Raw genomic sequence first — 19,807 nt, 5'->3', positions numbered from 1 at the left:
GAGGGTATAATCATTGTAAACTCCTTCGGGGATAGGTGAAATTCCTTACCGGCGGTAGGCAGCATGAGCTGCGAGCCCGCGAGCCGGCTCAGCCGGCAGATCCGGTGCGCCAGAAGGCAAGTCCGGAGCCGACAGTGACAGTCTGGATGGGAGAAGGAGGGCGAGCAAAACAGCCAGTAGTTACTGCACTGGCTGACTATTTAGTTTGCCCTTTTGCCCCGGGAGCGCTCCGGGGTTTTTTATTTGTGGGCCGAAGTGGTGATGAGGATGCGCGATGAAGAATATATGCGATTGGCTTTAGAACTGGCAGGGAGAGCCAGAGGTCGTACCAGTCCTAACCCGCTGGTGGGCTGTGTGATTGTCAAGGATGGGGAAATCATCGGAGAGGGTTATCATCAGAAGGCCGGCACACCCCATGCAGAAGTGCATGCCCTGCGGGAAGCAGGGAAACGGGCGGCTGGGGCCGATGTCTATGTAACCCTGGAACCCTGCTCCCATTATGGCCGTACTCCTCCCTGTGCTGATGCCCTGATTGCTGCAGGAGTGAGGAGAGTAGTTGCGGCCATGACTGACCCCAATCCCCTGGTAGCCGGGCGGGGATTGGCCCGGTTAAGGAAAGCGGGTATTCAGGTGGAAGTAGGTCTGCTGGAGAAAGAGGCCCGGAAGCTTAATGAGGGCTGGTTATACTATATTAGCCGGAAAATGCCTTTTGTGATCTGGAAGTATGCGATGACTCTGGATGGTAAAACCGCTACCCGCACCGGGGACAGTCGCTGGATTAGCAGTGAACAGTCCCGTTTGCTGGTACATCAGCTCAGGAATGAGGTAGATGGTATTCTGGTAGGCAGCGGGACGGTGCTGGCCGATGATCCTGCCCTTACTACCCGCTTACCGGAGGGCGGCAGGGATGCAGTTAGAATTGTGGTGGACAGCCACGGACGCACACCTCCGGGGGCCCAGGTCGTCCGGCTGGCGCAAATCTCAGCTGCTCCTACCCTGATTGCAACCACAGAACAGAGTTCTGTTACCTGGAGGCAGCAAATGCAGGCTGACGGGGTAGAGGTCCTGGTGCTGCCCGAACAGGCCGGGCGGGTTGATTTAACCGCTTTGCTGCAGGAGCTGGCCCGGCGGGGGCTGGTAAATTTGCTCCTGGAAAGTGGCGGTGAATTGGCCTGGTCCATGCTGGCGGCAGGGCTGATTCAAAAGGTCTATGCCTTTATTGCTCCTAAACTGGCAGGTGGGTTAATGGCTCCAACTCCCTTGCAAGGTGCGGGGATTGAGCGCATGGCAGCAGCCATTACCATGCAGCATGGAGAATGGCGACAAATCGGGCCGGATTTCCTTTACATTGGCTATCCCGCCCGGGAGGTGAAATAAGATTGTTTACAGGGATTGTAGAGGAGCTGGGAGAGGTAAGGGCTCTTAACAGAGGAGCCCGCTCGGCCAGGATAAAAATTGCAGCCCGTACGGTTCTGGAAGGGACCCGCCTGGGAGATTCCATTGCAGTCAATGGGACTTGCCTGACTGTAACGGAACTGGGACCTGACTGGTTTATGGCTGATGTGATGGCTGAAACTCTGGACCGCACTAATCTGGGGGAACTGGGACCAGGCAGCCGGGTTAACCTGGAGCGGGCCCTGACTTTAAATACCCGCCTGGGTGGCCATCTGGTCAGTGGCCATGTGGACGGTGTAGGCACCATTATCGCTCAGGAGCGGGTGGATATCGCTCTCTTAACCACTATCAGCGCACCTGCAGGGGTTTTGCGCTATACTATTGAAAAAGGCTCCATTGCAGTAGATGGCATTAGTCTGACTGTTGTCAGTTTGATAGATAATGGTTTTCAAGTATCCCTGATTCCGGAAACAGTTAAACGCACCACTCTAGGCTTCAAAAAGGTAGGCGACCGGGTCAATTTGGAAGGGGACATCATTGGTAAATATATTGAACGCCTGTTAAAATTTCCACCGACATCTGAAAAACGGCAGTCTCAGTTAAGTATGGAATTTTTGGCGCAGCACGGTTTCCTGGAATAGAAGGGGAAAGGGATGAGGAAAATGGAAAAACAGTTTCACAGTATTGAAGAAGCTATTGCTGACATTCGGGCAGGAAAAATGATAATAGTAGTGGATGATGAAGACCGGGAAAATGAAGGAGATCTGCTGATGGCGGCAGAAAAGGCCACCCCGGAAGCCATTAACTTCATGGCTACTTATGGCAAGGGATTGATTTGTGTTCCGATGGAAGGCAAGCGGCTGGATGAACTGGATTTGCCCCCTATGGTTACCCATAACACTGACCCCCATGGCACGGCCTTTACCGTTTCGGTGGATTTTAAGGATACTACTACCGGGATTTCCGCCCATGAACGGGCTCGCACTATTCAGGCCCTGCTGGATCCAGCCACTAAACCGGCGGATTTGCGGCGACCCGGTCATATTTTCCCCTTGCGCTATCGGGAAGGTGGCGTGTTGCGGCGGGCGGGCCATACCGAGGCTGCTGTGGACCTGGCCCGACTGGCCGGTCTTTATCCCGCAGGGGTAATATGTGAGATTATGAAAGAAGACGGGACTATGGCCCGGGTGCCGGAGCTGCTGGAATTTGCCCGGGAACATGGTTTGAAAATAATCACCATCGCTGACCTGATTCAGTATCGTCGTAAAACGGAAAAACTGATTCAGCGAGTGGAGACCATCAGATTGCCCAACCGCTTTGGGGAATTCCAGGCCACTGCCTATGAAAGTTTGATTGATGGCCAGACCCATCTGGCTATTCATAAAGGAGACCTGACCGCACCTGGCCCGGTGCTGGTAAGGGTTCATTCCGAATGCCTGACAGGAGATGTATTTGGCTCTGCCCGTTGCGATTGCGGCGACCAGCTGGCAGCAGCTATGCGCATGATTGAGCGGGAAGGCCGCGGCGTGCTGCTCTATATGCGCCAGGAAGGGCGGGGCATTGGCTTGAAAAACAAAATCCTGGCCTATAAATTACAGGAACAGGGGGCAGATACCGTTGAGGCCAATGAGGCCCTGGGTTTCCCGGCTGATTTGCGGGATTATGGTATAGGGGCTCAGATTCTGGCTGATCTGGGTTTAAAGCAAATCCGCCTGATGACCAATAACCCCCGGAAAATCAAAGGACTGGAGGGTTATGGTCTGGAGATTGTAGAAAGGGTGCCCATTGAGATCGAGCCCTGTGACTATAATGAGCGCTACCTTAGCACTAAAAAGTCCAAATTAGGGCACATGTTGTCCTTCTAAATAATTTTTGAAAGGAGCAAGAACATGGCATATCATTTATTGGAAGGTAAATTGCTGGCCCAGGACCTTAAATTTGCCATTGTAGTAGGCCGCTTTAATGAGTTCATCACCAACAAACTGCTGGGCGGGGCTTTAGATGCCATTAAACGCCATGGCGGTAAAGAAGAAGAAGTAACAGTAGCCTGGGTGCCGGGAGCATTTGAGATTCCCCTGGTAGCCCAAAAACTGGCGGCCTGTGGCCAATATGATGCAGTCATCTGTCTGGGGGCGGTTATTCGCGGTTCTACTCCCCATTTTGATTATGTAGCGGCTGAAGTGGCCAAAGGGGTGGCCAAAGTGGGACTGGATACCGGCAAACCTGTGATTTTCGGTGTCCTGACCACTGATACCATTGAACAGGCCATTGAACGGGCAGGCACCAAAGCTGGAAACAAGGGGTATGAGGCTGCGGTTACTGCTATTGAAATGGCCAATTTGTTGAAGCAAATGCAGGAATGAACCAGGCCGGTTTTACCGGTCTGTTTTTTTTTAAGCAGGAATTGTGAAAAAAATGTCGTATAAAGTAAATTAGAGGAGGTGAAGTAAAGAGGTGTAATTTTGTCGAAAGGTTGACAAAAATTCAAAACAGTAGAGGAGGGAGCGAAATGTTCAAAAACAGAAAGGCAGGCATAATGGGATTTGCTCTGTTAGTTGCGTTTGCAGTAGGCAGCGGTACAGGTTGGGCCAGTACTGCCTATCTGAGCAAAGTACCCAGCAGTTTGCCAAAAAGCTGTACTACCTGTCATACAACAAATATACCACAATTGAACGAGACAGGTAAGAAATTCCTGAGCGCTGGAAGAAGTTTCTCTTTCTTGCAAAGTACAAAGACTACAACAACCAGGACAACAGTAACTAAAACAACCTCTACAACTAAAAAATCAACCAAAAAATCAAGCAAAAAACAACCGGTAAAACAAACTGCAGCTAAACCACAACCAATCAAACCGACACCGCCGCCCAAACCAGCTTTTGATCCGGTAGCTTTCAACTATCAGGCCTGGGCAAGCAGCAAGCACAGCCAGCTGGTAGAGGAAGGGCCCGATAAATCAATTTGGCCCAATAACCGGGGTGGGACTTATAACTGTGCCAAGTGCCACACTACTGAAGGATTTAAAGCCTATATTACTGATGTAAAAAGCAATCCAGCTACTTTTGAAGCGGTATATGGTAATGCCAGCATCACCTTGAAACCTTATGGTCCTTATCCCAATGCCAAAGCGGTAGCAGCTTGTGATGCCTGCCATGACAACAAGGGGCTGCGGATTACTGGTATGGTGGGATTGCAAACTGTGGCAGCTCCAGGACAACCCGGTGCTGATAAACCATTTATGATGGTTAATGCCGGTAAAGCGGCCGCCTGTTTTGTCTGCCATGATTATCGCAAGGCTCCATCTTTCCCCAGGGACTTGAATGCACCTGGGGTAGCCATCCGTGGACCTCACGCCGCTGCCCAGAGTGAATTGCTGCTAGGTTTTGGTGGAGCAGAAGTAACAGGTGAAAAATATCAATCTTCCCCGCATGCTGCTATACCTAATGCCTGTGTCACCTGCCATATGGCAAAAAGCAATGTACCTGGTCTGGGTGGTCACACATTTAAGGTTGCAGCCAGAGATGCCAGCGGTAAATTGATTAAATCAAATCTTAATGCCTGTACTGCCTGTCATCCGGGCCTGAATACTATTAACCGTCAGGCTCTGGGCGATTATGACGGGGACAGGAAAATCGAAGGGATTCAGGATGAAATCAAAGGTTTGATCGCTGTGCTGGAAAAAGCTATTAATGAGAAACTGGGTTATCCTGAAGCCCATGCTGTCAGTACCGGTGGTCAAATCATTATCTACACTGATATGAAGCATACTGACTCTTTAACACATAAGTTTGAAAATAACAAATGGGTAGTGGATACAACCAAACCTTACTGGACTAACCCTGCAGCAAAAGAAATCTATAATGCTCTTTTCAATATCTTCTTTATTGAGGATGAAGGATCTTATGGGATTCACAACCCTGTTTATGCAGTACAGCTTCTGCAAAAATCCTATAAAGAACTAACTGGTCATGATGTACCTAATGCCAGAATTCGTTAAAATCTAAGGTATATTTCCCCCTTTCTGCCACATAATAATGTTGTACAAGCATGTGGCAAAGGGGGTTCTTTTTATGTGGAAGAAAATGATTATCTGGATAACAGCATTTACACTGCTTTTTCCGGCTGCAGCCGGTGCTGCAAAGATAAAAACTGGTCAGCAGCCTGCACAGCCGGTGGTTCAACTGGAGACTACAGCACAATCAGCCGTTTTGATGGAAGCTAATAGTGGACAGATTCTCTATGAAAAAAATATGCATCAGGCCTTGCCGCCGGCCAGTGTAACTAAAATCATGACTTTGCTGGTGGCTGTAGAGGCTGTGGAACAGGGCAAAGTAAAACTGGAAGACCGGATTAAGGCAAGCGAAAATGCTGCCGGCATGGGTGGATCCCAGATCTATCTTGAACCCGGGGAAGAAATGACACTAAAAGACCTGCTGATTTCGATAGCTGTTGGTTCTGCCAATGATGCCTGTGTAGCAGTGGCGGAGCATGTTGCCGGTTCCCATGAGGCTTTTGTGGAAATGATGAACCAGAAGCTTAAGGATCTGGGTCTGAAGGACAGTAAGTTTGTCAATGCTTATGGTTTGCCTGCTGAAGGTCATGTCGCTTCTGCTTATGACCTGGCTATGATCCTCCGGGAAGGGATGAAACATCCCCTCTTCCGGGAATTGACCTCTATTAAGGAATATGACCTCCGGGGTGGTGAATTTAAGTTATATAATACCAATAAGCTGCTCTGGTGGTATAATGGTGCTGATACAGGCAAAACGGGCTGGACCACTGAAGCCAAATACTGCCTGGCTTCTTCGGCCCAGCGGGATGGCTTGCGCCTGATTGCAGTGGTGATGGCAACCCCCGAGCCTCGCAGCCATTTCCGGGAATCTATCAAGCTGTATAATTATGGGTTTGCCCGATATAAGGCCGTTAATATCAGTCAGGCTGGGCAGGTTCAGGGTGTTATCCCGGTAAGTAAAGGCCAGGTCAAACAGGTAAAAGCTGTAAGCCAGGAACCGGTAGTAATGGTGGTGGAAAAAGGCCAGGAGAAAAAAGTAACCTATAAGGTAGAAATTCCTGCTCGAGTTCAGGCTCCGATTAAGAAGGGGCAGAAAATTGGTAAACTAATCATAATGTTTGAAGGTCAACCAGTAAAAATTGTGGATTTGGTGGCTGCGAGGGAAGTAGAGGCAGCTACCTTAAATCAGCATTTTGGTGCCATCTGGCAAAAAGCCACAGGAATTAAATAAGATAAATACTGGGTTTAAAAGGGTTTTGTTGTGGTCAATCAGCAAAACCCTTATAATATTTTTAAGAGTAAAAAGGAAAAGGTGTGGAGTATGAAACGCCAGGAATTAATCTTGAATTACCTGAAAGAGATGATTGGCCAATTTCCTCAGGGCCTAAGTGCAGGTGAAATTGCTGGAGCACTGGGTTTAGAGCGGGCCAATGTCAGCCGGGAATTAAATGAGGCGGTAAGAAAAGGCATACTGGGTAAAAGCAGTGGCAGACCAGTCAGGTATTTTTATCTGGCAGCTTCAGAACAGCAAAAGAATAGGATGGGTGCAACCGATGCTTTCCAGAGATTGATCGGAGCGGAACAAAGCCTGGAACAGGCTGTCTTGCAGGCTAAAGCTGCCATTTTGTATCCCCCGCAGGGGCTACACTGTCTTCTGATTGGGCCTACCGGGGTGGGTAAAACCCAGTTTGCTGAGACAATGTACCGGTTCGCCCTGGAAAAAGGAGTATTACCACCCACCGCGCCTTTTGTTTCCTTTAATTGCGCTGATTATGCCCATAATCCTCAGCTACTGCTGGGGGTACTTTTTGGGGTGAAGAAAGGAGCCTACACCGGGGCGGAGAGGGATCAGGAAGGACTGGTAGCCAAAGCTCACGGCGGGATTCTGTTCCTTGATGAAATCCATCGCTTGCCGGCAGAAGGGCAGGAAATGCTGTTCTATCTGCTGGACAAGGGACGCTATCGGCCGCTGGGGGAAACGGGGGAGTACAGGGAAGCCAGGGTTTTATTATTAGGGGCTACCACTGAAAATCCCCAGTCCCAGCTACTGTCCACTTTTTGCCGCCGGATTCCTATGTTGATTGAGTTGCCACCACTGGGGGAAAGAACCAGGGAAGAAAGATTATCACTGATTCGCAGCTTTCTTGAGGACGAGGCCCGAAGGATGCGACAGACCCTGGAAATTACCGAGGAAGCCGTTATGGCCCTTGCTTTATATGAACCCCGGGGAAATATCGGACAATTGAAAAGCGACATTCAGCTGGCCTGTGCCAAGGCTTTTTTGCACTTCGTCACAGATGAAGAAGAGCGGGTTAAAGTGGAGATTGGTGATTTGCCGGTGACTGTACGACAAAGTTTAGCGGAAAAAAGTGAGCAGGGAAGACAACTGCGCAGTTTGTTACTGGCCCAGCCTGCCTGGATTTTTGAGCCTGAGTCCAGGCAAAAGGGCCGAGTATTGCCGGCTGAACCAATTCAGGAACCGGATTTTTACCAGTTGATCAGTAAAAGGGTAAAAAGCCTGGCTGCCCGTAAACTGTCAGAACAGGAAATTCAACAGATCCTGTATAATGATATCGAAAGATATTTTCAGCGCTTACTGGCCGGTTTGCCGGAAAAGATTGATCAGATTATCCCATCCAAGTATCTTGAAAAAATATCCTTTCTGGTTGCCGAAGCGGAACTGGCTTTAGGACGCACCTTGCCAGCCCGGGTTTATTATGGAATAGCCATGCATTTGACTACAACCATAGAACATATAAAGAATGGCAAATCCATGCCCAGGACACCTATTGGTACCTGGGTGGAAGAGTATCCAGATGAGTTGAAGGCAGCGGAACAGATTATTGCTGCCCTGGAACAGGAAATGGGATTAAAATTTCCAGACGAAGAAGCCGCTCTGGTGGCGCTATTTTTAGCTTCGGAACGTAAACAGGAGGAAAAAAATCAGAGCGGGCAACCTGGAATTGTGGTACTCTGTCATGGCCGGGCTACAGCCAGCAGCATGGCAGAGGTTGCAGCGGAATTGCTGGGATTTCAGGAAATTCTGACCCTGGATATGCCTTTAACCATGAGTCCGGAAGAGGCCCTGGAACAGGCGACAGAACTGGTGCGTAAAGCAGACCAGGGCCTGGGAGTGGTACTCCTGGTAGATATGGGATCCTTTCTGGCTTTTGGAGAGATTATCAGTGAGCGGACCGGTATAGTTACTGAAGTAGTAGAGGGAGTAAATACGATGCTGGTCATGCAGGCTTTGCGTCTGGTACAAAAGGAAAAGCTTACTGCCCGCGCTCTGGCAGCCAGATTGCGCAAAAGAGAACAGCCTGGGAGACAGACAAATAAAATTGTTGTTTCCGGTAGTGGACATAAGAGATTGGAAGGGGTGATTCTGGTAACCTGTTCTACTGGTGAAGGCAGTGCTCTTAAAATCAAGGCTTTACTGGAAGAAAAGTTGCCTGAACTGGCGGAAAGAAATATCAACTTGCTACCGGTAGGACCTCATAACCTGCAGGTTCCTGCGGGTAAACAGATTCTGGCTGTGGTAGGCAGTTTTCCCCTGCCAGAACTGCAGGTGCCCTTTATTTCCATTGATCGCATTCTTACAGCAGCAGGTTTAAGTCAGTTGCGCTGGTTAATCAACGGCGGAGAGCAGTTAAACTGGCTGGAGGCAGACTCTCAGGATCGTCAGCAATTGCTGGCTAAAATGGAAGAGACTCTGGCCAAGCACTTACGCTTTATTAACCCCTTACGGGCCTTACCTCTGGTCATTGACTGCCTGTCTCGCTATGAGCGGGAGATGGGGCGGCAGTTACCTGATGGTAACTGGGTAGGTTTGATAATGCACATTGTTTGCATGCTGGAAAGGAAAATCCAGAACAGATTGAACCTGCAAGAAGACGAGGTTTCGGGAAGTCAGATAGAACATCCGTTTCTGCAGTTGTTTCAGCCGGTACTGGCTGAATTTGATGTTAAGCTGACGGCCAGGGAAAAAGCCAATTTGCTGCATTTGCTGGAACAGGCCCTGCAGCAGAAGGAGGAAAAATAAATGAAACCAGTCCGTATCTTACTGGTATGCAGTTTTGGTATGTCAACCAGCTTACTGGTGGAAGCCATGCAGACTGAGGCTGAACTGCGCAAACTTACTGCTAAAATCGACTATATCGGCAGTAATGAAATCCATGACTACTGGGAGAGGACGGATGTTATCCTGCTGGGTCCACAGGTAGGTTATCTGCAAAAAACCTGGGCAGATAAGGGAAAGCCCCTGGCCGTCATACCCCCGCTAGCTTATGCTATGGCTGATGGTAAAGCGGCCCTGGATTTGGCTTTATCCTTAATCCAGCAGCAGAAGAGCGAGGAATAGGCTATGGTTAACTGGCTGGAACTAAAATTTCTGCCCTTTGCCGTGAAACTGGCGGAAAATCGCTATTTACAGGCTGTGCGTGATGCTTTTATTGGTTACGGTTTACCCATGATTTTACTGGGCTCTTTCTTTCTCCTGCTGGCCAATCCTCCCCTGCCGGCGGCCTGGCTGCCGCGGCAGTGGTTTCAGCTCAATACTACTCTACTGGTTATTTTCAATGCCACGTTCGGTCTGCTCAGTCTCTGGATTGCCTGGGGGACGGCCAACGCTTTAGCAGCCTATTATCGTCTGGACCGAGATAGGATTGCCCTGACAGCGACAGCGGTTTTTGTGGCAGGCAGTTTTCCAGCTCGGCCAGTGGTTGCTACCGTAGAGAACTGGCTCACTGAACTTGGTCCGCAGGGTTTACTGTTTGCAGTGCTCTGTGCCATTTTGACTGTGGAAATATTTCGCTGGTTTCAGCAAAAAGGCTGGTTACTGCGTTTGCCCAAAGGGGTTCCGGCCGGGATAGCCCGCACCCTGGCCATTTTGTTGCCGGCTGGATTTGTTTTAACCCTGATCTGGTTAAGCAGGTTGCTGCTGGCTGTTGGATTAGGACAGGCTGATTTAACCTGGTCAGCGGCTGTGCGTCAGTTGATTACCCCTCTGGTTAGGGCCTCAGATACTTACTGGTCTGCTTTACTGCAGATTCTGGTGATGATGTTGCTCTGGAGTGTTGGCCTGCACGGTATGAACCTGGTTTCGGCCATTGCCTATCCCCTCTGGGCAGCCAATCTCAGTGAGAATTTTAGCTGGTCTCTGGCACAGCCAGGCACTGTATTGCCACATATTGTAACTGAGCCTTTTTATCATATTTTTGCCCACCTGGGTGGTTCAGGGGCGACGATGCCTCTGGTAATATATTTGCTGAAAAGCAAAAGCAAGACCTTACGTCAGGTAGGACGGGTTGCCTTATTACCGGCCCTGTTCAATATCAATGAGCCGATAACTTTTGGGGTGCCGTTGGCATTAAACCCGGTAATGATTATTCCTTTTATCCTGGCCCCAGCGATGATTGTAACTGTGAATTACTGGGCCATGGCCTGGGGCTGGGTAGCCAGGCCTTTGTATCAATTGCCTTTCACTGTACCGGTCTTATTCAGCGGGTATTTGAGCAATGGGCATATTAGCGGTACTGTGTTACAAGCAGTGGATTTGTTACTGGCAGCATTGATTTATTGGCCGTTTTTTCGCTTGTGGGAAACAAAAGTATTACACACTGAGGCTGAACAGTCTGACACACTAAAATGAAGTGTGTTAAAAAGCCTGTCCCTGAACAAAAAAGCCGCTGGGACAGGCTTTTTTCTGTTTTGGCACGCTCCTTGCTTAATATTAGGCTGGCAGGCAACAACAAGCAGAAGAAAAAAGGAGGGTCCTGGATGTCCAAATTCATGAAGCGAATCGCTCTACTGCTGGCACTATTAATTGGTTTCAGCGCCCTGGCCGGTTGTGGTAATACCAATAATGCTGGAAACAGCGGGGACAACCAGCCGGAAAAGAAGAAAATTAAAATCGGTGTTTCTGTCGCTACCATGCAGGAAGCTGTTTATACCTTTATGAAAAAGGCCATGGAAGACAATGCTGCTGCTAACAATGCGGAAATCATCTGGACTTCTGCAGATAACAAGGAAGAAAAGCAATTATCTGATGTCGAAAGTTTGCTGTCGCAGGGAATCGATGTTTTGATTTTGCATGCTGTTAACACTGGCGCTGCTGCTTCTCTGGTAGCCAAGGCTGAGGCTGCCGGGGTACCTGTAGTGGCTATGGACCGTCTCCCGGAAAATGCCAAAGTGGCCCTGTATGTAACTGCTGACTCCAAGCAGGTTGGTCGGATTCAGGCTCAGTATCTGGCCGAACAGCTGGGTGGTAAAGGGAATGTTATCATCCTGGAAGGGGAAGCTGGCAATGGCGTGGCCCGGGACATTACTGCCGGTAACAAGGAAGTACTGGCCAAGTATCCCGACATCAAAGTCGTAGTGGATCAGGCTCACAAAGGCTGGGCCCGGGACCTGGCCATGAATACTGTAGAAACTGCTCTGACCCAGTACAACAACAATATTCAAGGCATTCTGGCCAATAACTCCGGTATGGCTATGGGTGCAGTTCAGGCCTTGAAGAATAAAGGACTGGCTGGCAAGGTGGTAACTATCGGTTCTGATGCTGATGAAGACGCATGTAAAGCGATTAAAGCCGGGGAGCTGTCCGCTGATGTGGACAAAAAGCCCTATGAATTAGGGAAGGCCTCCTTCCTGGCTGCTGTAGAACTGGCTCAGAAGAAAACTCCTGCCAGTGATACCACAATTAAGAACGGTGACTTTGAAGTGCCTGTGAAACTGACTCCTGTTGAGCTTATTAAAAAGGATAATGTCGATACTATGAAATATCGCTGGCCCAATCTGTAAGGCCAAGAACCGCGGATAGAAAATCCGGCTGCCTGCCTTTCTTTCCGCGGTGTCTTTTTTGAGAAAAATAGGTGGTGAGAAAATGAAGAAAATCCTGGAAATGCGCCAGATCGAAAAAAGTTTTGGTAAAGTGAAAGTTCTGAAAGGAGTTAATTTAACTGCCTATCGGGGCGAAGTACTGGCTTTGATGGGGGAAAATGGGGCAGGTAAATCCACCTTAATGAAAATTCTCAGCGGTGTTTATCCTTATGGTAGCTATAGTGGTGAGCTGGTCATCAATGGCCAGATTTGCCAGTTTAACAGCACCAGAGATGCAGTTAAAGCCGGGGTTTCCATTATCCATCAGGAACTGAATCTTATCCCCGGTTTAAGTGTTATGGAAAATATTTTTCTGGGACGGGAGCCCAAAACAGCACCAGGCTTAATTGACTGGCAACAGATGCGTCAACTGACTGTGGAACTGCTGGAACGGGTAGGGATAACCCTGGAGCCAGAGGAACTGGTGGGTAACCTTAGTATTGGCCAGCAACAGCTGATTGAAATTGCCAAAGCCTTAAGTTTTTCTGCCGAAATCATTATTATGGATGAACCTACTTCTGCCTTGACTGATAGTGAAGTTGAGCAATTGTTCAACCTGATCCGTCTGCTGAAAAGCCAGGATAAAGCGATTATCTATATTTCCCATAAGATGGATGAAATTGATGTGATAGCAGACCGGGTGGAGGTTTTACGGGACGGGGAATCAGTAGGGGGAGGCATGAAAGCAGATCTGAGTCGGGATAAAATTATCAGCTTGATGGTTGGTCGCGACCTTACTGATTTGTACCCACGCCGGGAGAATAAACCCGGTGAAGTGATTCTGGAAATCGAAAGCCTGACGGTGCCGGGGCTATTAGAAACTTTGTCCCTGCAAGTGAGAAAAGGGGAAGTACTTGGTATAGCTGGTTTGATGGGCTCTGGTCGGACAGAATTGGCCCTGGCCCTGTTTGGAATTTACGGGAAGAGATTGACCGGAGAAATCCGTCTCAATGGTAAAAAACTTACCATTCAAAATCCACGGCAAGCGCTGGATAACGGGATAGCCCTGGTGACAGAGGACAGAAAAGTCAGCGGCCTGGTCCTGGGTATGTCAGTAGGTGAAAATTTGACTCTATCCTGTTTAGAACAGTTGAGCAACGCCCTGGGCATAATCAACCAGGAAAGAGAAAGGACTGTAATCAAAAATTACATTCAGGAATTGCGCATTAAAACGGCTGATGAAGATCTGGCTGTGGCCAACCTTAGCGGTGGCAATCAACAAAAAGTGGTACTGGCCAAAATGCTGGCCACCCAGCCCCGCATATTGATTTTGGACGAACCCACCCGGGGTGTGGATGTAGGGGCAAAGGCTGAGATCTATCAGATCATCAACCGTCTGGCTGCCAATGGAGTAGGCATAATCATGATCTCTTCCGAATTGCCAGAAATCATTGGTATGAGTGACCGGGTAGCGGTTATGGCTGATGGCAGTCTGGCGGGCATTCTGGAAAAAGAAGAAGTGACTCAGGAAAAAATCATGGCCTTGGCAACAGGAGGAAGACGCAATGAAAAAGAATCTGCATAAATACACGATCTTGCTGGTTCTACTGGCAATGGGAATTATTTCAACAGTAATTACTGATGGTGCTTTTGCCCGGCCAGAAAATATTATGAATCTGGCGGTACAGGTAGTTGTCAATGGCATACTGGCTGTGGGTATGACCCTGATCATTCTTACTGGCGGTATCGATCTGGGAGTAGGGTCGGTTATGGCCCTTATCGGGGTAGTTGTAGCCAAATTGCAGTTAACCTACCACTTTTCTACCTGGTCCTCTGTATTAATTTCCCTGGCTCTGGGTCTGGGGATTGGTCTCTGGAATGGCTTTTTCATCACCAAATTCAAACTCCCTCCGTTTATCGTAACGCTGGGCAGTATGACCATTGCCAGGGGTCTGGCTCTGGTTATCTCCAAAGGTAGTGCCATCGCTCCTGTCAACAATACCTTTGCTATGCTGGCGACCTGGCAGCTGCCTTCTCTGGTAGCCGTTGTCTTGACTGCCATTATTGGTGGTTTAATCCTGTTTAGAAATATCAGGAACAAACATTGGCTGGATGGCATAGCTACTGCATTGGTCACTTTATTTGTCATCTGGGTGCTTTTAAATAGCCGCGGCCTGCCTTTACCGGTTATTATTTTCGCCATTGTGGCCGCTCTGGGGATCTTTGTCCTGAAAAGAACTACCTTTGGCCGTTATCTTTATGCTTATGGAGGTAATGTTCAGGCTACCCGCCTTTCCGGGATAAACGTGGATAAACTACTGATCTGGGATTATGTCATTATGGGGGGGTTGGCAGCTCTGGCTGGCCTGGTCCTGGCCAGTCGCATGGCAGCCGGGGTTCCGACCGCCGGAAATATGGCGGAACTGGATGCCATCGCTTCTGTAGTTATCGGTGGTACTAGTTTGGCCGGAGGGGCTGGGGCAGTTGGTGGCTCCGTAATTGGAGCGTTCATCATTGGCTTGCTCAATAACGTTCTGGTCATTCTCAATGTGGAAGCAAACTATCAGTATATTATTAAAGGTTTTATTATCATGGGCGCTGTAATGCTGGATACTCTGAAACAGAAGCGGGGCTAGGGATGCTCCGCTTTTTTCATAAAACCCCTTGGAATTATTGGTTAACAGTTCTATAATTGATATTGGAGCAAAATGAAAAAGGAATCAGTTTTTGGAATGTGCATTTTTTCACAATCAAGGGTGGGAGGGGAAAATATGCTTGACGGGGTTACGGTGCTTGAACTGGCGGCAGTCCTGCCGGGGCGCTATGCGGGCAGGATTCTGGCTGACTTAGGAGCCCGGGTGGTCAGGGTGGTGGAGCCAGCCGGGCAGGAATATTTCCAGGGGACAGATCTGGGCAGAAACCTGAACGAAGGCAAGGAAACTGTTTTTCTGGACCTTAATGATCCTGAGCAACGACAATCTTTTTTTAACTATGTCTCAGAAGCTCAGGTCTTGCTCTGTAATTTTCGTCCGGAGCGCCTCAAAAAGCTGAACATTGAATATAAAGGATTGAAAAAATATCGGCCTGATTTGGTTTGTTGCCTGATTTCCGGTTTTGGTCAGAATAGCATCTATGGCAATCAGGGGGCTCATGATCTCAATTTCCAGGCGATGAGCGGCCTGCTGTTCGGACCTCATTTTCCAGTAAGTGCTTTAAGTGGTGCTCTCTGGGCCGTGATTGCAGTTCTGGCTGGACTATATCAGCAGCAAAAAACAGGGGAAGGAATTTTCCTTGATATTGCTATTTTAGCCGGAATGCTGGAGTGGTCGGGGCTTATAGCAGAGCAGAAAAATGTTCGTCCTACGGTGAACAACTGGATCTATGCGACCAAAGATGATGGTCAGGTTGCCATTTCAGCACTGGAACGACATTTCTGGCGGCGCTTTTGTGAGCGCCTGGCCAGGCCTGACTTGCTGGATTTTTATAATGTCCCTATAGCAGCGGACCACCCGGCATATATCACCCTGGTGGAGCTGTTTGCCAGCAAAACTCGTCAGGAATGGGAAGAGCTGCTGGCTGATGCTGATTGTTGTTTTAGCTCGGTTTTACCAGTTTCGGAAGCATTGACATCCTGTTATTTGCAGGAAAGAAGAAAAGGCTGGCCGCGAACTCTGGCAGTAAAACTCTTTTCGGAACTTTAATAAGCGACAGCAAGTGACAAAATTAGTGGAATTATTTGGCAGGATTTTTGAAAATGACAACGAATATTATTAAATAAAAATGTACGGGAGAGGAGGACAAGCCTTGCGCCTGCTGCATAAAAAAATAGGGAATACTCTGGTGATTAGGCCGGAGGGAGAACTGGATATGTCTGTGGCTGAGCCATTTCGTCAAGGAGTAGACCAATTATTGGAACAGCATCCAGGCTGTGATTTGTGTCTGGATCTTGAAGCGGTCAGCTTTATTGATAGTTCGGGTTTAGGGGTGATTCTGGGACGCTATAAAAAACTGTCAGCTACCAGGTTAAAGATGTCCATTTGTTCACCCCGGCCTCCGGTCAAAAGAATTTTAGAGCTCTCAGGGGTAATGAGGATCATGCCTGTCTACGATTCACTGGAACAACTGGCACAAATGTAAGGGGGAGCGCACTGTGGAGAAAAAGAACTGGCTAAAAATTGAATTTCCTGCCCTGGCAGAAAATGTAGCCCTTGCCCGGGTGACTGTGGCAGCACTAGCAGCTCAACTGGATTTTACTCTGGCAGATATTGATGAAATCAAGGTGGCAGTTTCAGAAGCAGTTTCCAATGCTATAATCCACGGTTATGATAATGATGGCAGGCAATTAGTAGTGCTAGAAACTACCCTGTATGATCAGGGGATAGAAATCCGGGTCATAGACAGGGGTAAAGGTATAGCAGATTTAGCCCGCGCCATGGAGCCAGCTTATTCCAGCATGCCGGAGCGGATGGGATTGGGCTTTACTTTTATGAACTCCTTTATGGACAATTTACTGGTTGAGACCGCTGTCGGTCAGGGCACGACTGTGATTATGTTTAAAAAACTTACCGGCGGCGCTGAAGATCAGCCGGCCAGCTGATGGGGGCGATGGCATGGCTAACCTGTTTAAAGATATGAATTTGCCCTATTATCCCCTATTAACAGAGGAAGAGACCAGAGACTTGCTGCAAAAAAGTGTCAGGGGCGATCAGGAGGCCAGGGAAAAACTGATCAACCATAATCTGCGACTGGTATTTAATCTGGTCCAGCGCTTTGCCGGTAAGGGTTATGACCTGGAAGACCTGTTTCAAATCGGTGTCATAGGTTTAATGAAGGCTGTGGATCGTTTTAATCCCGATTTTGATGTGCGTTTTTCCACCTATGCTGTACCTATGGTTTTAGGGGAAATTCGCCGCTATCTCCGGGATGATCAGCCGGTAAAACTGACCCGTTCAATTAAGGAGGGGGCAGTGAAGGTACATAAAATGCGAGAGACTTTAATGAAAGAACTGGGCCGCGAACCAACGGTCCAGGAGCTGGCAGGGGCTCTGGATATGGCAGCAGATGAAGTGCTGGCTACGCTGGAGGCCATGCAGGCTCCCGTTTCCATGCAAGAAGCCTTGTATCAGGATGATGGTGACCCGGTTCTGCTGGAGGACCGATTGACTGAAGAGGGTACAGGAGAAAAAATGCTGGAGAAACTGGCTCTTAAGGAAGTAATAGATAAATTGCCACCCCGGGACCGGCAGCTTCTTATTTTGCGCTTTTTTGAAGATAAAACCCAGATGCAGGTGGCAGAGATTCTGGGCATTTCCCAGGTTCAGGTCTCTCGCCTGGAGCGGCAAGCTTTGCAAAATTTACGAGCTTTACTGTCAGGTTAGAGGATAATCCGCCTGGAAACGAAGGCGGATTTTTTTTGTATATTTCTCTTTCTTCAGGGAGAGGCTAAAGAGTGAATGAAAGGAGGGAAAGGCATGTTTGTCAAGGTAGTAGAACTGGTAGGCGAGTCTCCCATTGGCTGGAAGGATGCAGTGCAGAGGGCGGTGGAGGAAGCATCCAAGAGTGTTCAGAACATCACCGGCGTGGAAGTATATAATATGACCGCCAACGTTGAAGATGGTAAACTGACAGAATTTAAAGCCAATGTTAAGATCGCTTACACTGATGAAGTACTGAAATAACCGGGAAGGACACCGGCAGGTGTCCTTTCTCAATGTGGGGGGGATATCATGGGTATTCTGGCACAATATCCTGGTAAAAAAAATAAACAGAAGGCATATCAGCAAATGATTCAGGAGTTAGCGCCCAGGCCGCCAGTATTGAAAAATGCCTTTTTTGCTTTCTTTTTCGGAGGTTTAATTTGCACTGTCGGGCAATTGTTAATTAATTTTTATCAGAGACAGGGATTGAGTTTTCTGGATAGCACAGCGGCAACTGCAGCTACACTGGTTTTTGTAGCTGCCTTTCTCACCGGTCTAGGGGTTTGGGATACATTTGGGCGAATTGCCGGTGCTGGAGCGATTGTTCCAATTACCGGTTTTGCTAACTCTATGGTAGCAGCGGCACTGGAGTATAAACGCGAAGGAATGGTTTTTGGGGTTGCCGCCCGGCTATTTACCATTGCTGGTCCTGTGATTGTTTTTGGTACGGTAACGGCCTGGTTAGTTGGACTGTTATTTTACCTGGTAGGGGGAGGGAAATAGATGAAAGGGAAAAAAATCGGCAAACAGACGATACAGTTTGCCAATCCGCCGGTAATTCTCGCTACTGCCACCACGGCTGGGCCTATGGAAGCCAAAGGACCGTTAGGCACTTATTACAGTCTAACCTATCCTGACCAGCTGATTGGACAGAAATCCTGGGAACAGGCGGAAAGAAAGATGTTGAAGGATGCGGTGGAGCTGGCCATCAGCCATTCTCGCCTTACGGTTATGGATATCGAGTTTCTGCTAGCGGGTGATTTGTTGAATCAGATTATCACTGCCAATTTTGCGGCCAGGGATCTGGGTATACCATTGATTGGTCTGTATGGGGCCTGTTCTACCATGGCCTTAGGCCTGGCCCTGGGGGCGATGATTATAGACGGTGGTTTTGCCCGTCACCTGGTGGTTGCAGCTTCCAGTCATTATGATACTGCCGAAAGGCAGTATCGCTATCCCACTGAATTAGGAACTCAACGACCGATGACGGCACAATGGACAGTGACCGGGGCAGGGGCCATGGTTTTAGGAGCCGTTGGGGAAGGTCTGTATATTACCCATGCTACTATCGGCAAGGTGATGGATTTAGGGCAGGATAATCCCAATGATATGGGCTCAGCTATGGCGCCAGCAGTAGCTGATACCATCCTTACCCATTTTGGCGATACAGGCCGCAGTCCGGCGGATTATGACCTGATCATCAGTGGTGACCTGGCCAGTATTGGAAAGGCTCTTTGCGAAAGGATATTGAAAGAAGCTGGCTTTGATGTGACTAATAAGTATACCGATGCGGGAATATTAGTATATGACCCCATTCAGGATGTGCACGCCGGTGGCAGTGGTTGTGGCTGCTCAGCGATCGTATGGGGTAGCTGGCTTTATCAGGAAATGTTGAAAGGGCGATTTAAACGGGTTTTACTGGTGGGTTCCGGATCTTTACATAGTCCCATTTCAGTACAGCAAGGGGAGACTATCCCGGGCATTGGCCATGCCATTGCCGTAGAAAGGCTTTAGGAGGAGAAAGGCATGATTTACTTTAAGGCATTTTTGGTTGGGGGGGCAATCTGTTTACTGGGACAGCTCTTGATGGATTTAACCAGTCATAAAATCACCCCGGCTCATATACTGGTCGGATTTGTTTCGGGGGGAGCCCTTCTAAGCGCCCTGGGTGTCTATCAGCCTCTGGTCAACTGGGCAGGGGCAGGAGCCACTGTACCTTTACCGGGGTTTGGCCATGCGCTGGCGCAGGGTGCCATTAAAGCGGTACAGGCTAAAGGGCTTTTGGGCGCTTTTGCTGGAGGCTTGCAAGCCGCCGCTGTTGGCCTTACGGCTGCCATTGTCTTTGGTTATTTAATCGCTGCCCTGTTCAATCCGCGGGGTGATTGAA

20 protein-coding genes and 1 riboswitch are annotated in these 19,807 nt (G+C 48.8%); all 20 genes read left to right on the top strand.

Annotation, left to right across the window (positions count from 1 at the left end):
- The first annotated feature begins 17 nt into the window (after positions 1-17).
- A riboswitch (FMN riboswitch) is annotated at positions 18-162 on the top strand.
- 105 nt (positions 163-267) lie between these two features.
- The 20 genes from ribD (at position 268) to spoVAE (ending at position 19,806) form a co-directional block, all read left to right on the top strand.
- Positions 268-1,377 carry a bifunctional diaminohydroxyphosphoribosylaminopyrimidine deaminase/5-amino-6-(5-phosphoribosylamino)uracil reductase RibD gene (gene ribD, locus ULO1_RS13720; RefSeq protein ID WP_079933763.1) on the top strand — a complete coding sequence of 370 codons (1,110 nt, stop codon included), beginning with the start codon at positions 268-270 and terminating at the stop codon, positions 1,375-1,377.
- A 2-nt stretch (positions 1,378-1,379) separates the two neighbouring features.
- Complete coding sequence (locus ULO1_RS13715; protein ID WP_078664816.1) at positions 1,380-2,036, top strand: riboflavin synthase; 657 nt, start codon at positions 1,380-1,382, stop codon at positions 2,034-2,036.
- A 21-nt stretch (positions 2,037-2,057) separates the two neighbouring features.
- The gene (locus ULO1_RS13710; RefSeq protein ID WP_078664873.1) at positions 2,058-3,260 is read left to right on the top strand and encodes a bifunctional 3,4-dihydroxy-2-butanone-4-phosphate synthase/GTP cyclohydrolase II; all 1,203 of its coding nucleotides are present in this window, start codon (positions 2,058-2,060) and stop codon (positions 3,258-3,260) included.
- A gap of 24 nt (positions 3,261-3,284) precedes the next feature.
- Complete coding sequence (gene ribE, locus ULO1_RS13705; RefSeq protein WP_079933762.1) at positions 3,285-3,758, top strand: 6,7-dimethyl-8-ribityllumazine synthase; 474 nt, start codon at positions 3,285-3,287, stop codon at positions 3,756-3,758.
- Between the two features lie 146 nt (positions 3,759-3,904).
- Entirely contained in the window at positions 3,905-5,389 is a 1,485-nt protein-coding gene (locus ULO1_RS13700) for a hypothetical protein (protein ID WP_079933761.1), read from the top strand.
- 73 nt (positions 5,390-5,462) lie between these two features.
- Entirely contained in the window at positions 5,463-6,635 is a 1,173-nt protein-coding gene (locus tag ULO1_RS13695) for a D-alanyl-D-alanine carboxypeptidase family protein (RefSeq protein WP_278307751.1), read from the top strand.
- A gap of 90 nt (positions 6,636-6,725) precedes the next feature.
- Positions 6,726-9,446 (top strand): sigma-54-dependent transcriptional regulator, encoded by a 2,721-nt coding sequence (locus tag ULO1_RS13690; protein ID WP_143325473.1) that lies wholly within the window; start codon positions 6,726-6,728, stop codon positions 9,444-9,446.
- Entirely contained in the window at positions 9,447-9,764 is a 318-nt protein-coding gene (locus tag ULO1_RS13685; RefSeq protein WP_078664811.1) for a PTS sugar transporter subunit IIB, read from the top strand.
- 3 nt (positions 9,765-9,767) lie between these two features.
- Complete coding sequence (locus tag ULO1_RS13680) at positions 9,768-11,054, top strand: PTS sugar transporter subunit IIC (protein ID WP_079906631.1); 1,287 nt, start codon at positions 9,768-9,770, stop codon at positions 11,052-11,054.
- A 128-nt stretch (positions 11,055-11,182) separates the two neighbouring features.
- Complete coding sequence (locus ULO1_RS13675; protein ID WP_159446561.1) at positions 11,183-12,205, top strand: substrate-binding domain-containing protein; 1,023 nt, start codon at positions 11,183-11,185, stop codon at positions 12,203-12,205.
- An 82-nt stretch (positions 12,206-12,287) separates the two neighbouring features.
- Positions 12,288-13,808 (top strand): sugar ABC transporter ATP-binding protein, encoded by a 1,521-nt coding sequence (locus ULO1_RS13670; RefSeq protein ID WP_079933759.1) that lies wholly within the window; start codon positions 12,288-12,290, stop codon positions 13,806-13,808.
- Positions 13,789-14,859 carry a sugar ABC transporter permease gene (locus ULO1_RS13665; RefSeq protein ID WP_078664807.1) on the top strand — a complete coding sequence of 357 codons (1,071 nt, stop codon included), beginning with the start codon at positions 13,789-13,791 and terminating at the stop codon, positions 14,857-14,859. Before ULO1_RS13670 ends, ULO1_RS13665 begins: the two co-directional genes overlap by 20 nt.
- A 135-nt stretch (positions 14,860-14,994) precedes the next feature.
- On the top strand, positions 14,995-15,924 hold the full coding sequence (locus ULO1_RS13660; protein WP_159071852.1) for a CoA transferase: 930 nt from the start codon (positions 14,995-14,997) through the stop codon (positions 15,922-15,924).
- 103 nt (positions 15,925-16,027) lie between these two features.
- The gene (locus tag ULO1_RS13655) at positions 16,028-16,360 is read left to right on the top strand and encodes an anti-sigma factor antagonist (protein WP_242946609.1); all 333 of its coding nucleotides are present in this window, start codon (positions 16,028-16,030) and stop codon (positions 16,358-16,360) included.
- A gap of 13 nt (positions 16,361-16,373) precedes the next feature.
- On the top strand, positions 16,374-16,820 hold the full coding sequence (gene spoIIAB / locus ULO1_RS13650; protein ID WP_078664804.1) for an anti-sigma F factor: 447 nt from the start codon (positions 16,374-16,376) through the stop codon (positions 16,818-16,820).
- Positions 16,821-16,833: 13 nt separating this feature from the next.
- Positions 16,834-17,601, top strand: a complete 768-nt coding sequence (locus tag ULO1_RS13645) for a SigF/SigG family RNA polymerase sporulation sigma factor (protein ID WP_078664803.1) — start codon at positions 16,834-16,836, stop codon at positions 17,599-17,601.
- Positions 17,602-17,694: 93 nt separating this feature from the next.
- Entirely contained in the window at positions 17,695-17,901 is a 207-nt protein-coding gene (locus ULO1_RS13640; protein ID WP_079906635.1) for a dodecin family protein, read from the top strand.
- A gap of 48 nt (positions 17,902-17,949) precedes the next feature.
- On the top strand, positions 17,950-18,423 hold the full coding sequence (gene spoVAC, locus ULO1_RS13635; protein ID WP_078664801.1) for a stage V sporulation protein AC: 474 nt from the start codon (positions 17,950-17,952) through the stop codon (positions 18,421-18,423).
- Complete coding sequence (gene spoVAD, locus ULO1_RS13630) at positions 18,424-19,434, top strand: stage V sporulation protein AD (RefSeq protein WP_079906636.1); 1,011 nt, start codon at positions 18,424-18,426, stop codon at positions 19,432-19,434.
- Between the two features lie 12 nt (positions 19,435-19,446).
- Positions 19,447-19,806, top strand: a complete 360-nt coding sequence (gene spoVAE, locus ULO1_RS13625) for a stage V sporulation protein AE (protein ID WP_078664799.1) — start codon at positions 19,447-19,449, stop codon at positions 19,804-19,806.
- Position 19,807: the final 1 nt, after the last annotated feature.

The organism is Carboxydocella sp. ULO1, assembly GCF_002049255.1.
In the GTDB taxonomy this organism is placed as follows: domain Bacteria; phylum Bacillota.
Note: the sequence above shows the minus strand (reverse complement) of the source record. Positions and strands in the feature narration are given on the sequence as shown.